At 76.5% G+C, this 11,977-nt stretch carries 9 protein-coding genes; 2 read left to right on the top strand and 7 right to left on the bottom strand.

Annotated features, from left to right (window positions below; all coding sequences use genetic code 11):
- Positions 1-12 precede the first annotated feature (12 nt).
- Both FS882_RS09435 and FS882_RS09430 read right to left on the bottom strand, forming a co-directional pair.
- On the bottom strand, positions 13-1,902 hold the full coding sequence (locus tag FS882_RS09435) for an FAD-dependent oxidoreductase (protein WP_158372822.1): 1,890 nt from the start codon (positions 1,900-1,902) through the stop codon (positions 13-15).
- Between the two features lie 66 nt (positions 1,903-1,968).
- Positions 1,969-3,408, bottom strand: a complete 1,440-nt coding sequence (locus FS882_RS09430) for a PTS transporter subunit EIIC (RefSeq protein WP_158372821.1) — start codon at positions 3,406-3,408, stop codon at positions 1,969-1,971.
- 622 nt (positions 3,409-4,030) lie between these two features.
- Here FS882_RS09430 and FS882_RS09425 point away from each other — a divergent pair.
- On the top strand, positions 4,031-4,309 hold the full coding sequence (locus FS882_RS09425; protein WP_158372820.1) for an HPr family phosphocarrier protein: 279 nt from the start codon (positions 4,031-4,033) through the stop codon (positions 4,307-4,309).
- Positions 4,306-6,042, top strand: coding sequence for a phosphoenolpyruvate--protein phosphotransferase (ptsP, locus tag FS882_RS09420; RefSeq protein WP_262348183.1), 1,737 nt, complete (start codon positions 4,306-4,308; stop codon positions 6,040-6,042). The genes FS882_RS09425 and ptsP overlap by 4 nt, the downstream gene beginning before the upstream one ends.
- 168 nt (positions 6,043-6,210) lie before the next feature.
- On the opposite strand, the gene FS882_RS09415 is transcribed toward ptsP, so the two are convergent.
- The 5 genes from FS882_RS09415 to FS882_RS09395 all read right to left on the bottom strand — a co-directional run bounded on the left by FS882_RS09415 (position 6,211) and on the right by FS882_RS09395 (position 11,884).
- The gene (locus FS882_RS09415; protein ID WP_158372819.1) at positions 6,211-6,888 is read right to left on the bottom strand and encodes a DUF6518 family protein; all 678 of its coding nucleotides are present in this window, start codon (positions 6,886-6,888) and stop codon (positions 6,211-6,213) included.
- Positions 6,889-7,069: 181 nt separating this feature from the next.
- On the bottom strand, positions 7,070-8,998 hold the full coding sequence (locus FS882_RS09410; protein WP_158372818.1) for an FtsX-like permease family protein: 1,929 nt from the start codon (positions 8,996-8,998) through the stop codon (positions 7,070-7,072).
- Complete coding sequence (locus FS882_RS09405; protein WP_158372817.1) at positions 8,995-9,786, bottom strand: ABC transporter ATP-binding protein; 792 nt, start codon at positions 9,784-9,786, stop codon at positions 8,995-8,997. Before FS882_RS09405 ends, FS882_RS09410 begins: the two co-directional genes overlap by 4 nt.
- 143 nt (positions 9,787-9,929) lie before the next feature.
- Positions 9,930-10,601: a response regulator gene (locus FS882_RS09400; RefSeq protein ID WP_158372816.1), complete on the bottom strand. Its 672-nt coding sequence runs from the start codon at positions 10,599-10,601 to the stop codon at positions 9,930-9,932.
- The gene (locus FS882_RS09395; RefSeq protein WP_187365238.1) at positions 10,598-11,884 is read right to left on the bottom strand and encodes a sensor histidine kinase; all 1,287 of its coding nucleotides are present in this window, start codon (positions 11,882-11,884) and stop codon (positions 10,598-10,600) included. Before FS882_RS09395 ends, FS882_RS09400 begins: the two co-directional genes overlap by 4 nt.
- Positions 11,885-11,977 lie beyond the last annotated feature (93 nt).

Below are 11,977 nucleotides of genomic sequence, written 5' to 3'. Positions count from 1 at the left end.
GCGCGGCCGCCGTCAGAGGTTCATCGCGTAGGTGTGCCCCTCGAACACGGCGTCCATGATGATCCGGGGCCGGACGCAGTCCCCCACCGACACCACCTCGGGCGTGATGCCGTAGAACGACTGGGCGAGGTCGGCGCGGGCGCGCATGCCGACCGAGACGATCACGTGGTCCGCCGGGATCGCGCGCTGGACGCCGTCGACGTCCTCGACCAGCACGGAGTCCGCGTCGATCCGCAGGCACCGGCTCTGCAGCTGGAACCGCAGCGTCGGGGTGTCCTCGATCTTCTGCCGCAGGGCCTCGCGGTACAGCGAGTTGCCCTGCGGCGCGTAGGTCGAGCCGATGTCGACCATCGTCACGTCCTTGCCCTTGAGCCGGGCGAGCTCGAGGCCGATCTCGGTGCCGATCGCGCCGGAGCCGACGACGACGACGCGGTCGCCGATCTCGTCCTCGCGCAGGATCGCCTCGTTGCCGGTCATGACGTGCGGCTGGTCCAGCCCGATGATCGGCGGCACGAACTCGGTCGCCCCGACGGCGACCACCAGGGCGTCCGGGCGCAGGCCTCGCACCAGCTCCGGGGTGGCGTCGACGCCGGTGCGGACGTCGATCGCGCTGATCTTCACCTGGCGCAGGAGGTACTCGAGGTACGCCTTGATGTCCTCCTTGTAGTGCTCGCGCGCCACGTACTGCAGCTGCCCCCCGAGCACGTCCTCCTTCTCGAGCAGGATCACCTCGTGGCCGCGCTTCGCGGCGGTGAGCGCCGCGGTGATGCCTCCGGGGCCACCGCCGGCCACCACGGTGCGCCGCGGACGCGGGGTGACGGACAGCTGCCGCGGGACGAAGTCCTCGTTCCAGAACCGCGGGTTCACCGAGCAGCCGACGTTCCGGCGGTTCGTGCTGATGTGGTAGCACTGCAGGCACCGGATGCAGGGGACGATCTCGTCCGCGCGGCCCTCCTGCGCCTTGCGCGGCCACTCCGGGTCGGCGATCAGGGGGCGGCCCAGCGCGACCATGTCGACCACCCCGCCGGCGATCAGCGCCTCCGCCTCGTCGGGGTGCATGACCGCGCCCACCACGCTGACCGGGATGCCGACGTTGCGCTTCACCTCGGCGGCCCACGGCACGTTGGGCATGTGCTCCTCGAAGTTCGTCGTGGCCATGTGCACGTTGCCCTGGATCCCGATGTCGACGCCGGCGCTGATCTGCACGGTGTCGATGTACGGCTCGGCCAGCTTGATGAACGCAAGGGTGTCCTCGAACGAGATGGAGTTCTCCATCCACTCGACGGCGCTGATCCGCATGTCCACCGGGAAGTCGGGCCCCACGGCGGCGCGGATCGCTCGCAGGATCTGCAGCGGGAACCTCGCGCGGTTCTCCAGGCTGCCGCCGTGCTCGTCGGTGCGGTGGTTGGTCCGCGGGGACAGGAACTGCGCGGGCAGCCAGCCGTGGCCGAAGTGCAGGAACACCAGGTCGAACCCGAGGTCGCGGGCGTTGCGGGCCGTGCTCGCCCACATCGCCGCGACGTCCGCCATGTCCTGCTCGGTCATGCCGCGGACCTCGACGCCGTCCTCGCGGACGAAGGTCACCGGGCCGCGCGCAAAGTCCTCGACCCTGGCGTGCGCCCCTCCGTGGAACAGCTCGACCGACGCCTGCGCACCCGCCTGGTGCACACGGAGCACCCGGCGGCGCGTGGCCTCGACCTCGTACTTGGAGAACGCGTCCGGCTCGGCGGGACTCGCATAGGAGGACCGTCCCGGCTCGACGATCGCGTGGCCGGCGATGACGATGCCCGCCCCACCGAGCGCCTTGTCCTCGAAGAACTCGCTCGTCGGCGTGGCGACGATGCGGTTCTTCGTCATGACCCGGTTGATCTTCAGGGGAGAGAACAGGTGAGGGTAGTTCATGAGCACTCCTTCGCGTGTGACGACGAGGGCGGGTGGGGCGACCAGCGGTCGCCCCACCCGGTCCGATCAGCGACCGCCGACGGGGGCAGCCGCCGGCTCGGGTGCGACGACCTGCTCGACGGCGTCGCGCTCGCGAGCCCTGCGCTCCAGCAGCAGGGTCACGACGAACCCGGTCGCGATGGAGCACGCCACGGCGACGAAGTGCGGCACCGCGCGCGGCGAGGAGAGGAAGGCGGGTGCGCCGAGCACCCCGGTGAAGGCGAATGCGGTGATGTACACGTCGAACAGACCGCAGATGAGACCGCCGACGAGTCCGCCCGCGATGACGCCGACGAAGTACTTCTTGCTCTTGACCAGGACGCCGTAGATGCCGGGCTCGGTGACACCGGCGATCCCGTTCACGAACGCCGCCGAGCCCGCCACGGTGCGCGTCGCCCGGTCCCGCGAGACGAGGAGGACCGCCAGCAGCACGCCCAGCACCGCGTAGTTGCCCATCCCCCCCGCAGCCAGCGAGTACTCCTTGCCCTGGTCCGCGAGGATGCCGAGTTCGAGCGGCAGGACGAGCCAGTGCGCGCCGATCATGATGACGAAGACGAAGAAGCCGCCGAACAGCAGACTCAGCACGAGCGGGTACTGCACCAGCCAGTCGTAGCCGGAGGCCACCCCGTTCGCGATCGCGAAGCCGACGGGGCCGAACACGAGCAGCATCAGCGGCACCATCAGGACGAGCGAGATCACCGGCACCAGCAGCAGGTGGGTGAGCTGCGGGAGCACCTTCTTCAGGCCGCGCTCCAGCCACGCGAACGCCCACATGCCGATGATGATCGGGATGACCGTGTTGGCGAACGACTGGCCGACGAACGGGATCCCGAGGAAGTCCAGGCGCTCCCCGGTGACGTTGATCGCGGTGAGGTTCGGCTCCATCAGCGCCGCACCGATCGTCGCGCCCACGTACGGGTTCGCGCCGAACTGCCGGGCCGCGGTGAAAGCCAGCAGCACCGGGAAGAAGTAGAGCATCGCGTTGCCCGCGGCCGACAGGATCGCGTAGGTGTTCGAGGTGTCGGCGAGCCAGCCGAACTGCAGGCACAGGGCCAGCAGGCCCTTGATGATGCCGACCGAGGCGAGCACCGGGATGTACGGGGTGAAGATCGCGGAGATCGTGGCGAGCAGGCGGTCGAGCCACGAGCCGGACCGCGCCGGCTTCGCAGGGGTGTCGCCGGCCGCGGCGGCCTGGTCGGCGGTCCGCACCTCGTCCTCGCCGGGCACGCCCGAGACGGCGGCGACGGCCTTGTAGGCGTCCGGCACGCCCGGGCCCACGATGACCTGGAACTGGCCCTGGGACTCCAGGACGCCCACGGCCTCGGGGCGGTCCTGGATCCGCTGCTGGTCGACCTTCGTGGGGTCGACGAGCTGGAACCGCAGGCGCGTCGCGCAGTGGGTGACGCTGCGGATGTTCTCGGGGCCGCCGACGGCGTCGACGGTGACGCGAGCGAACTCGGTGTACATGGCCATTCCTCTCCCGGCCCGCGGCGTCGCGGTTCCGGATCCGCTCGGCGGGGGGCCGAGACCGAAGGGGTCGACTGCTCCGTCGCAGTCGGACGCCGGCGCGCGGGACGGAGGGCGGCGCCGCGGACCGCGGGCGGGGAGTGCCTGCGGGACGGGGCGTCGCCCGGGTGCGGGGAGTCGGTGCCGCGCGGGACCACCAGCAGTGGGGGTCCGGGGTCGCGGGGGGCCACGTCGTCCTGCTCACCTCGGACCGCGCATCCGGTCCCGGAGACGAGGCGAGTCCGGACCCGGACGCACGGAACACCGTGCGCCGGGCCACCGATCTTGCCTCCGAGGAGTAACAACCCTGTGGCCGTGCGAAGCGTGCAGCTTCGGACCGTGAGCATGCTCCTGACGCGTCCGGATCCGCAAGTCCGCTGGTCGTGCGGCGTGGCGGCGCGGTCGTCGCGGCGAGCCGTTTGACGCCGCCCCCGCCGCCCCCGTACAACTGACGGCACCAGGGTTGTTACTGAGCGGTTCAGGCAAGACCTGAGGCACCGGCGAGCGTCGGACGCCTCAGGTCTTTTTTGTTGCCCTGGCGCGCCGTCCGACGCCGGCCGGTGCGACGAGAAGGGAAGTTCCGATGCCTCGACGTCGAGCACGAGTCGCCACCGCCACCGGCCTGCACGCCCGCCCGGCGTCGCTGGTCACCCGCAAGGCCGCCGAGGGCGGCCACCCCGTCCTGATCGGCCGCGAGGGCGAGCCCGGCGTGGACGCCTCGAGCATCCTGTCGGTCATGGGCCTGCGCCTGCAGCACGGCGACCAGGTCGAGCTGAGCTCCGCGTCCGACGACGCCGAGGCGCTGCTGGACGAGCTGGCCGCGCTGCTGGAGAGCGACCTGGACCTCGTGGAGCAGGCGTGACCGCCGTCGACGCGTCCCCGGCCGGGGCGCCTGCCGCCGGCACCGTGCTCGCCGGGATCGGTGTGGGGCGCGGCGTCGCGCTGGCCCCCGTCGCCCGGGTCGCCGCCCCGCCCGCCGTCCCCGCCGACGAGCCCGCCCCGGCCGACCCGGCCGCGGCCGAGGCCCGGGTCCGCGGCGCGCTCGCCGAGGTCGGCGACGACCTGCGCGCCCGCGCCGCCGCGACCGCGAACCCCGACCTGCAGCAGATGCTGCAGGCCGCCGCCACGATGGCCGGCGACCCCGCGCTCGCCGCGGAGGCCGCGCGCCTGGTGCACGCCGGCACCGGCCCGGCCACCGCGGTGGACCAGGCCGTCGAGGGCTTCGCCGCGGTGTTCACCGCCGCCGGCGGCGACCTCGCCGAGCGGGCCACCGACCTGCGCAGCGTCCGGCACCGCGCGGTCGCCCGGCTGCTCGGGGTCCCGGAGCCGGGCCTCGCCGCGCTGGACGCGCCCGCCGTCGTCGTCGCGGACGACCTGTCCCCCGCGGACACCGCCGCGCTCGACCTGTCGAAGGTCGCCGCGATCGTCACCGAGCTCGGCGGCCCCACCAGCCACACCGCGATCGTCGCGGGCCAGCTCGGCCTGCCGTGCGTGGTGCGCGTCGCGGGTGCCACGACGCTCGCCGCCGGCACGCCCGTCCTGGTGGACGCCGCGGCCGGCACGGTCGAGGTGTCGCCGTCCGCCGAGGCGGCCGACCGGGTCGCCCGTCGCGCCGACGACGAGCGCCTGGTCGCGGCCGTGGCCGGCCCCGGGGCGACCGCGGACGGCCACCCGGTCCCGCTGCTGGCCAACGTCGGCACCCCCGCCGACGCCCGCGCCGCCGCGCCGGGCACCGAGGGCGTGGGCCTGTTCCGCACCGAGGTGCTGTTCCTCGACGCGCGCACCGAGCCGGCCGTCGCGGACCAGACCGCGGCCTACGCCGAGGTGATCGAGGCGTACGCCGGCCGCAAGGTCGTCATCCGGACGCTCGACGCGGGCGCCGACAAGCCACTGGCGTTCGCCACCCAGGCCGACGAGGAGAACCCGGCGCTCGGCGTCCGCGGCTACCGGCTGGTCCGGTCGCTGCCGGGCATCGTCTCCCGCCAGCTCGAGGCGCTGGGCGCGGCCGTCCGCGCGCTGCCGGCCGAGCGGCAGGCCGACGTCTGGGTCATGGCCCCGATGATCGCGACCCCCGCCGAGGCCCGGGCGTTCGCCTCGGCCGCGCGCGAGGTGGGCATCGTCAAGGTCGGCGTCATGGTGGAGGTCCCCGCGGCCGCGCTGCTGGCCGAGGCGATCCTGGCCGAGGTCGACTTCGTGTCCCTGGGCACCAACGACCTCGCGCAGTACACGATGGCCGCCGACCGGCTGCGCGGCGAGCTCGCCGACCTGCTGGACCCGTGGCAGCCGGCGGTGCTGTCGCTCGTGGCCGCGACGGCCTCGGCGGGCGTGCGCGTCGGCAAGCCCGTGGGCGTGTGCGGCGAGTCGGCCTCCGACCCGCTCATGGCGCTGGTGCTCGCGGGCCTCGGGATCACCAGCCTGTCCATGGCGGCCGGGCGGGTGCCCGCCGCCCGGTACGCGCTGCGCTCGCTGACGCTGGACGCGTGCCGCGCACTGGCGGAGGCCGCGCTGGCCGCGCCGGACGCGGCGTCGGCCCGGGCCGCGGTCCGCGCCGGCCTGGACGCCGACGTGGCGCGGGTCCTCCTCGGCGAGGGCTGACCGACCCCGCCGGGCGGGCTCCTCCGCGGGCCCGCCCGGCGGCTCCATCGACACTCCCCTGGGGGCGCCGGGGCGCCGCGACACCGCGGATGGATCCACTCGCACGGACACGCCCGGGCGTGTCTGCGCCGAGGGATCCAGTCGCGCCCCGGGCGCCCGCCGACACGGCTACGCGAGGGCCAGGTGCACCGCGGCGAAGCCGGCCGCGCCCACGACCGCCGCGGCCGGGAGCCAGCGCAGCAGCGCGCCGGTCTGGCCGCCGGGCCGGCCGAGCAGCACCACCAGCACGGCCGACACCGCGGCGAACACCACCGCGTCGTCGCCGTACCGCAGCACGACCGCGTACGTCACGACCGCCTCGGCCAGCCAGCACCCGACGAGCAGCGCGGGGCCGAGCCCGCGCCAGCGGCCCGCCGCCGTCCGCCAGAGCCGCCCGGCCCAGCCGAACACCGGCCCGCCGACGACGCCCGACACCGCCCACACCGCGACGGACGACGTCCCGACCGCGAAGCCGCGCAGGTCGGCGGCCAGGTAGTACCCGGCGACCTCGCCGGCGCACGCGACCAGGCCCGCGAGCGCCGCCACCCAGCCCCGACGCGCCAGGGCGCCGACGAGGAACGACGCGACCAGCCAGGGGCTCACGGCGTTGGCCAGCCCGGCGAACCAGGTGCCGCCGAGCAGGGTCTGGCCGAACGACGTGAGCGCGCCGACGGCGAGCCCGGCGCCGACGGCGATCGCGAGGACGGCGGGCGCGGCGAGGTCCGGGCGCGCGGCCCGGGCGACGAGCGCCGGCTGCCCGGGGGGCGCGGGCGTGACGGCGTGCGGTGCGGGGACGGCGGCGCTCACGGTCCCATCGGACCGCGAGCGGCACCTCCGCGTCGTCCGCCCGTGGCCGGACCCGCGTCGATCGCCGTCCCCCTGGGGTCGGGCCCGGGCGCGCCGCGCCGCCTACGGTGCCCGGCCCCGCCCACCGCGATCGGCGGAGGCGGGGCCGGACACCGTAGGCGGGACGGAGCGCGCCCGCGCCTCACGCCGCCCGCGCCGCGAGACCACCCGCCGACGGCCGCGTCGCGCGGACCGCGGCCGCCACCGGCAGCGTCAGCCCGATCAGCGCCACGACCGCCAGCAGCCCGCCCAGCACCACCGGGTCGAGCACCGGCACCGGCACGCCGAGCAGCCCCTGCCCGACGCCCAGCAGGGCGGGGAGCACCGCGGCCAGCCCCACCGCGACGGCGGTACCGGTGATCAGCGCCGACTCGGCCGCGATCATCCGGATCAGCTGCGCGCGGGTCGCCCCGGTGCGGCGCAGCAGCGCGAGCTCCGCCCGCCGGGTCCCGACCAGGCCCACCAGCGTGGTGCCCCCGGCGACCGCGACGAACGCGAGCAGGGCCAGCAGCAGCGCGGTCGACAGCCCCTGCTCCCCCGCGGCCGCGTCGCGCACCGTCCGGGCGTACCCGGCGGGGTCGGTGACGTCGAGCCCCGTCGCGGCGACGGCCGCCCGGACGTCCCCGGCCGAGGCGGGGTCCTCGGCCCGGACCAGGAGCACGCCGCCCTCGGCCCCCGCGGCGACCGTGGCCCCGGAGCCGATCAGGTAGTCGCCGAGCCCGAGACCCCGGTCGTAGACCGCGACCACGGTCAGCTCCACGGACTCGCCGCCGACCCGCACCTCGACCGGCTTGCCCAGCCCGGTGCTGCCGAGCGCGGCCTCGCTGCTCACCGCGATCGTGCCGTCGCGGGCCAGGTCGTCGAGCGAGCCGGACCGCACGTCGGGGTCCAGCAGCGTCGACTCGACCGGCACGGTGCGCAGGGTGGCCGGCTCCCAGGACAGCCCGTCCAGGAACGGCAGGTCCTCGTCCTCGGCGTCGACCCGGACCTGGGCGGGCACGCCGGCGGTCACGCCCGCGGCGGCAACGCCCGGCAGGGCGGCGACCTCGGTGGCCGCCGCCTCCGGCACCCCGGCGGCCCCGGGGCCCTGCGCGACGACGTCCGCCACCACCCCGTCGCGCACCTGCTGCTCGGCCGCGTCGACGAGCGCCGCGTTCGCCCCGGACTGCACGGTGCCGAGCGCGAGCAGCAGCGCGAGCGGCAGGACCGCCCCCGTGAGCCGCCGGGAGAACCCGCGGGCGTTCGTCAGGGCCAGGGTCGGCACGGCCCGCGACCCGCGGGTGAGCCGCAGCCCGCGCTCCGCTCCCCACCGGACGAGCAGCGGCGCCACGAGCGCGGCGGCGATCAGCAGCACGATCGCCGAGGTCGTCGCGGCCGCGGCCCCCGCGATCCCGGGCAGGGCGAACGGCACCAGCGCGGCGACCAGGCCCGCGGCGACCAGGACGGCAGCCGTCACGGCGCGCGCCCGCGGGATGCCCCGCGGCTCGACCGCGGCCTGCTGCACGGCGCTCGCCGGGCTCAGGCGCGCGCTCTCCCGGCCCGCCAGCCGGGCACCCAGCAGCGCGGTCGGCACCAGCAGCGCCAGCGCGCCGAGCACCGGCCACGGCGTCAGCGGCGGCGTGTACCCCGCGGGTGCGACCCCGCCGGACACCAGCACCTCGGACAGCAGCGGCGCCAGCAGCAGCCCCGGCACCGCTCCGAGCGGCGCCGCGACCGCGAACACGAGCAGCACCTCGGCGGTGACCAGCTGCCGCACCTGACCGGTCGTCGCGCCGACCGCACGCAGCAGCGCGAACTCCCGGGCCCGCGGCCGGAGCGCCCCGGCGAACGTCGACGCCACGACCAGCAGCGCGATGAGCACCGCGGTCCCGGCGAACGACGACGCCACGGCCAGCAGCATCGACGCGGCGGGGTCGTCCGCCGCACCGGCCGCGAGCCGGACACCCGCCTCGACCCAGACGCCCGTGGCCGTGAGCAGCGCGGCGGCGAGCCCCACGACCAGCGCGCTGCCCGCCAGGCTCCCGCGGTGCACCCGGACGGCGGACCGGGCCATCGCCCCGACGGCGCTCATCGGCCCAGCTCGATCATCCGGGCCGTGACCTGCTCGGTCGTCGGCGCGTCGAGGTGCCCGGCGATGAGGCCGTCGGCGAGGAACAGCACGCGGTCCGCCGCGGCGGCGACGTGCGCGTCGTGGGTGACCAGCACCAGGGTCTGCTGCAGGGTCTCCGCGGTCGAGCGGAGCACCTCGAGGACCTGGCCGCCGGTGTGCGAGTCGAGGGCGCCGGTCGGCTCGTCGGCGAACACCACCGCCGGCCGGGTGATCAGCGCGCGGGCGATCGCGACGCGCTGCGCCTGCCCGCCGGACAGCTCGCCCGGCAGCCGGTCCTCCATGCCCTCCAGGCCGACGGCCGCCACGAGGTAGCGACGCAGGTGCGCGTCGGGCTCGCGGCCGCCGAGCAGCAGCGGCAGCGCGATGTTCTCGGCGACGGTCAGGTGGCCCACCAGGTTGTACGCCTGGAAGACGAACCCGATCCGGTCCCGGCGCAGCCGGGTGACGGCGTCGGGCGACATCGCCGTCAGGTCGGACCCGCCGACGACGACCCGCCCGCTCGACGGCCGGTCCAGGCCCGCCGAGACGTTGAGCAGCGTCGACTTGCCCGAGCCCGACGGCCCCATGACCGCCGTGAACGAGCCGGGCGCGAGTGCCAGGGACACGCCCGCGAGCGCCGCGGTCGTGCCGCGGCCGTTGGGGTAGGAGCGGTAGACCCGGTCCAGCAGGACCGCGGGCTCCGCGGCGGTCGGCGGCGGGGTCGGGGTCGGCCCCGCCGGGGTGGTCGGGGTGGGTGCGGTGGCGCTCATGGCGGCCTCCTCGTGTCGGGTTGCTGCGTCCCCTCGACGCTAGGAATCCGGCACCCGCCCGCTCCAGCCGCCTGCGACGGAACCCGCGGGCCTGCACCTTTCGACGCAACCGGTCCGCCGCCCGGCGGAGCGCGCCGGGCCGCTCACCCCTCGTCGGGGACCGTGACCACCCGGTTCTGGTACGCCCACACGACCGCCTGCAGCCGCGACCGCACCCCGAGCTTCGGCATCATCCGGGCGAGGTGGGACTTCACCGTCGAGACCTCGACGACGAGCTCCGCGGCGATCTCCTCGTTCGACATCCCCTGGGCCAGCAGCCGGAGGATGTCCTGCTCCCGGGCCGTCAGCGCGTCCGCGCCGCGCTGGACGGTGACGGGCTGCAGCCGCCGCCGGTCGGCGAACTCGCGCAGCACCCGGCGGGTCAGCGCCTGGTCGAGCGTCCCCCGGCCGGCGGCGACGTGCCGCACCGCCCGGACGATCTCCTCCGGCTCCGCGTCCTTGAGGAGGAACCCGGACGCGCCCGCCTCCAGCGCGCCGAACACGTAGTCGTCCAGGTCGAACGTCGTCAGCACCAGCACCGGCACGGGCCGCTCGGCCTCCGGCCCGCACAGCTCGCGGGCGACGCTGATCCCGTCCCGCCCGGGCATCCGGATGTCGAGGACCGCCACGTCCGGGGCGGCGGTGCGGGCGAGCGCGACGGCCTCGTCGCCGTCGGCCGCGACGCCGACGACCTCCACATCCGGCTCGGCCGCCAGCAGCGCGGACAGGCCGGCACGCACCAGGGGCTGGTCGTCGGCGATGAGCACCCGGATCACGGGGCGGCCTCCTCTGCTCGGGGTTCGCGCGGCAGCACGAGCCGGACCTCCCAGCCGCCGTCCGGCGTCGGCCCGTGCCGCAGGTCGGCGCCCACGAGCTCCGCGCGCTCGCGCATCCCGCGCAGGCCGTGGCCGCCGTGCTCGGACGGTACCGGGTCACGGCCCGGCGGGCCGTTCCGCACGGTCAGGACCACGGCGTCGGCGGCGCGGGCGTCGACCGTCACCCGGCAGGCCGCCTCCGGCGCGTGCGCCCGCACGTTCGCGAGCGCCTCCTGCACCATCCGGTAGCCCGCGAGCTGGGCGAGCGGACCGACGCCCGCGCCCGGGTCGGCCCCGCGCGGCAGCACGTCCAGGGCCACGCCCGGCCCCACCAGGTCCGGCACCGCGGCGAGCGTGAGCGCCGACGTCTCGGCCCCGTCGTCCTCCCGGAGCAGCCCGACCAGCCGCCGCAGGTCCGCCAGCACCACCCGGCTCTGGTCCCGGACCTCGCGCACCCCCTGCCGCGCGGCCTCCGGGTCGGTGCCGATCTGCCGGTCGATCGCCGAGGCCATCAGCGCGATGCCGGACAGGTGGTGCGCGGCGATGTCGTGCAGCTCGCGGGCCATCGCGGTCCGCTGCTCCGCCAGCGCCGTCCGCACCCGGGCCTCCTGCTCCCGGGCGAGCGCGCGCAGCTCGCCGGCCTGCGCCTCCCGCACGGCGCGGCGGGACGACACGACCAGGGCCGGCACCAGCCCGAGCGCGACGACGGCGAGCGCCTGCGCGGCCGCGGCGAGCACCACGAGCGGCGTCTGCGGGGCGTCGACGGCCTGGGCCGCCGCGGGCGCGGAGGCGACCGCGAGCAGCACGACCACCAGCGCGAGCACCGTGCGGACCCGGGCGAGCGGCACGGCGACCACGGCGCGGTAGACCACGACGACCACGGCCAGCGTGAGCAGCCCGGACGCGGCCACCGCCGTCCCGCCGCCCGCCGCACCGACCAGCAGCGGGACGGCGGCAACGCCGAGCAGCGCCGCGCGCGGGGCGACCCGCGCGCCGACGACCGCGCCCGCCTGCGCCACCAGGGCGACCACGACGAGCCACCAGCCCGGCGTCCCGAGCGGCGGCGCCGGGTCGGGCTCGGCCGGCTCCATCGCCGTGAGGGCCGGGAGCGCGAGCAGGGCGGCCAGGCCGAGCGCGAGCGTGACGCCGGCGGTCACGAGGTCCGCGCGGCTGAGGCGGCCGGGCAGGGACCGGGGCCGCGGCGGTGCGGGCGTGCCGGGCTCGGCGGCGGGCGCCCCGGGCACGGCTCCCTCAGGCACCGGGGGGCGTCGGCGCGTCGCCGCGGGTGGCCGGCGTCCCGCCACCGGTCGCCGGCGTCTCCTCGCGCGCCCCGTCCT

It is taken from the genome of Cellulosimicrobium cellulans (assembly GCF_007679345.1).
GTDB lineage: Bacteria > Actinomycetota > Actinomycetes > Actinomycetales > Cellulomonadaceae > Cellulomonas > Cellulomonas cellulans_A.
The sequence above is the reverse complement of the archived record's forward strand: the minus strand, read 5'-3'. Positions and strand labels throughout refer to the sequence as shown.

What these genes read in the sequence shown, in the direction of transcription:
- FS882_RS09425 (WP_158372820.1), top strand. Translation starts at nt 4,031, where the DNA reads ATGCCTCGACGTCGAGCACGAGTCGCCACCGCCACCGGCCTGCACGCC.
- FS882_RS09405 (WP_158372817.1), bottom strand. Translation starts at nt 9,786, where the DNA reads ATGAGCGCCACCGCACCCACCCCGACCACCCCGGCGGGGCCGACCCCG.
- FS882_RS09435 (WP_158372822.1), bottom strand. Translation starts at nt 1,902, where the DNA reads ATGAACTACCCTCACCTGTTCTCTCCCCTGAAGATCAACCGGGTCATG.
- FS882_RS09430 (WP_158372821.1), bottom strand. Translation starts at nt 3,408, where the DNA reads ATGTACACCGAGTTCGCTCGCGTCACCGTCGACGCCGTCGGCGGCCCC.
- FS882_RS09410 (WP_158372818.1), bottom strand. Translation starts at nt 8,998, where the DNA reads ATGAGCGCCGTCGGGGCGATGGCCCGGTCCGCCGTCCGGGTGCACCGC.